Raw genomic sequence first — 2,763 nt, forward strand, 5'->3', positions numbered from 1 at the left:
CACCCAGGCCCATGACCTCACCGGTAGACTTCATTTCCGGCCCCAGGATCGGATCTACTGCCGGGAACTTGTTGAACGGGAACACCGACTCTTTTACCGCGTAGTATCGCGGAATGATTTCCTGGGTGAACTCCAGCTCTTTGAGGGTCTTGCCGGCCATGACCCGGGCTGCCACCTTGGCCAGGGACACACCGATGGCCTTGGAGACGAACGGAACGGTACGCGATGCCCGCGGGTTTACTTCGATCACGTAGATCTCGCCGTCCTGCCAGGCCAGCTGCACGTTCATCAGGCCGATTACATCCAGCTCGATAGCCATCTTCTTGACGGCATCACGCATCTCGTCCTGAACCTGCTGGGACAGGGTATACGGCGGCAGCGAACAGGCGGAATCACCGGAGTGCACGCCGGCCTGCTCAATGTGCTGCATGATGCCGCCAATCACCACATCCTTGCCGTCGGAGATGGCGTCGATGTCTACCTCGATGGCGGCGTTCAGGAAGTGGTCGAGCAGAACCGGGCTGTCGTTGGAGACCAGCACCGCGTTGCGCATGTAGCGCACCAGCTCTTCCTCGTCATAAACGATTTCCATGGCACGGCCACCCAGAACGTAGGAGGGACGTACAACCAGCGGGTAACCGATTTCCCGGGCCGCCAGGATGCCTTCCTCGTGACTGCGCACGGTGGCGTTTTCCGGCTGCTTCAGGCCCAGGCGGGTGATCATCTGCTGGAACCGTTCCCGGTCCTCGGCGCGGTCGATGGCGTCCGGGCTGGTGCCGATGATGGGCACGCCGGCCGCTTCCAGGCCGCGGGCCAGTTTCAGCGGGGTCTGGCCACCGTACTGCACGATCACGCCCTTGGGCTTTTCGACGTGAATGATTTCCAGCACGTCTTCCAGGGTAATCGGCTCGAAGTACAACCGGTCGGAGGTGTCGTAATCGGTGGACACGGTCTCCGGGTTGCAGTTGATCATGATGGTTTCATAGCCGTCCTCACGCATGGCCAGGGCCGCGTGCACACAGCAGTAGTCGAATTCGATGCCCTGACCAATCCGGTTGGGGCCGCCACCGATCACCACGATCTTCTCACGATCGCTGGCGTCCGACTCGCACTCTTCCTCATAGGTGGAGTACATGTAGGCGGTGTCAGAGGCAAATTCGGCGGCGCAGGTGTCCACTCGCTTGTACACCGGGCGGATACCCAGGTCGTGGCGCAGCTTGCGCAGGCTCACCTCGGAGATACCCAGCAGCTTGGCTAGGCGGGCGTCGGAGAAGCCTTTGCGCTTGAGGCGGAACAGGGTGGCCTGGTCAATATCGGCCTTGCCGGCACTCTTCAGCGCCTGCTCTTCCCTGATCAGATCCTCGATTTGCACCAGGTACCAGGGATCCACGTGGGTATGGGCAAACACATCCTCCACGGACATTCCAGAACGAAAAGCGTCGCCGATGTACCAGACCCGATCGGCACCGGGCACGTTCAGCTCGCTGATCAGGGTTTCCTGCGAGTCCTCGGAACTGAGGCTTTCCAACTTCTCATCAAAGCCCTCAGAACCCACTTCCAGACCGCGCAGGGCTTTCTGCAGGGACTCCTGGAAGGTGCGGCCGATAGCCATGACCTCACCCACGGATTTCATCTGGGTGGTCAGGCGGGCGTCGGCCTGGGGGAATTTCTCGAAGGTAAACCGGGGAATCTTGGTGACCACATAATCGATGGACGGCTCGAACGAGGCCGGAGTGACGCCGCCGGTAATTTCGTTGCGTAGCTCGTCCAGGGTGTAGCCCACGGCCAGCTTGGCGGCGACCTTGGCGATCGGGAAGCCGGTGGCCTTGGAGGCCAGCGCCGAGGAGCGGGACACCCGGGGGTTCATCTCGATGACGACCATGCGACCGGTGTCCGGATTCATCCCGAACTGCACGTTGGAGCCGCCGGTTTCCACACCGATTTCACGCAGGACTGCCAACGAGGCGTTCCGCATGATCTGGTATTCCTTGTCGGTCAGAGTCTGAGCCGGCGCCACGGTGATGGAGTCACCGGTGTGCACACCCATGGCGTCGAAGTTCTCGATGGCGCAGACAATGATGCAGTTGTCGTTTTTGTCCCGGACAACTTCCATCTCGTACTCTTTCCAGCCGATCAGAGACTCGTCGATCAGCAGCTCGTTGGTCGGAGACAAATCCAGCCCCCGGGTACAGATTTCTTCGAATTCGTCGCGGTTGTAGGCAATCCCGCCGCCGGAGCCGCCCATGGTAAAGGACGGGCGGATGATGCAGGGAAAGCCGATCTCGTCAGCGACTTTGCGGGCTTCTTCCATGGAATGGGCGAAGTTGGCCTTGGGGCATTCCAGACCAATCTTCTTCATGGCCTTATCAAAGCGGTCCCGATCCTCAGCTTTATCAATGGTGTCGGCATTGGCGCCGATCATTTCCACACCATGCTTTTCCAGCACACCCTGTTTTTCCAGCTCGAGCGCGCAGTTCAGCGCGGTCTGGCCGCCCATGGTGGGCAGCAGGGCGTCAGGCTGCTCTTTCTCGATGATCTTTTCGACGGTCTTCCAGGTAATCGGCTCGATGTAGGTGGCATCGGCCATGACCGGGTCGGTCATGATGGTGGCCGGGTTGGAGTTAACGAGGATAACCCGGTAACCCTCTTCGCGCAGCGCCTTGCAGGCCTGGGCCCCGGAGTAATCAAACTCGCACGCCTGCCCGATCACGATGGGGCCGGCGCCCAGGATCAGGATGCTTTGGATGTCGGTACGTTTTGGCA

1 protein-coding gene is annotated in these 2,763 nt (G+C 60.4%); it reads right to left on the reverse strand.

The annotated features are described in order from the left end of the window. Window positions 1–2,763: carbamoyl-phosphate synthase large subunit (gene carB, locus ACWJ62_RS19820; RefSeq protein WP_449287701.1), on the reverse strand; the 2,763-nt coding region annotated here is incomplete at both ends.

The organism is Marinobacter sp. PE14 (assembly GCF_053566155.1).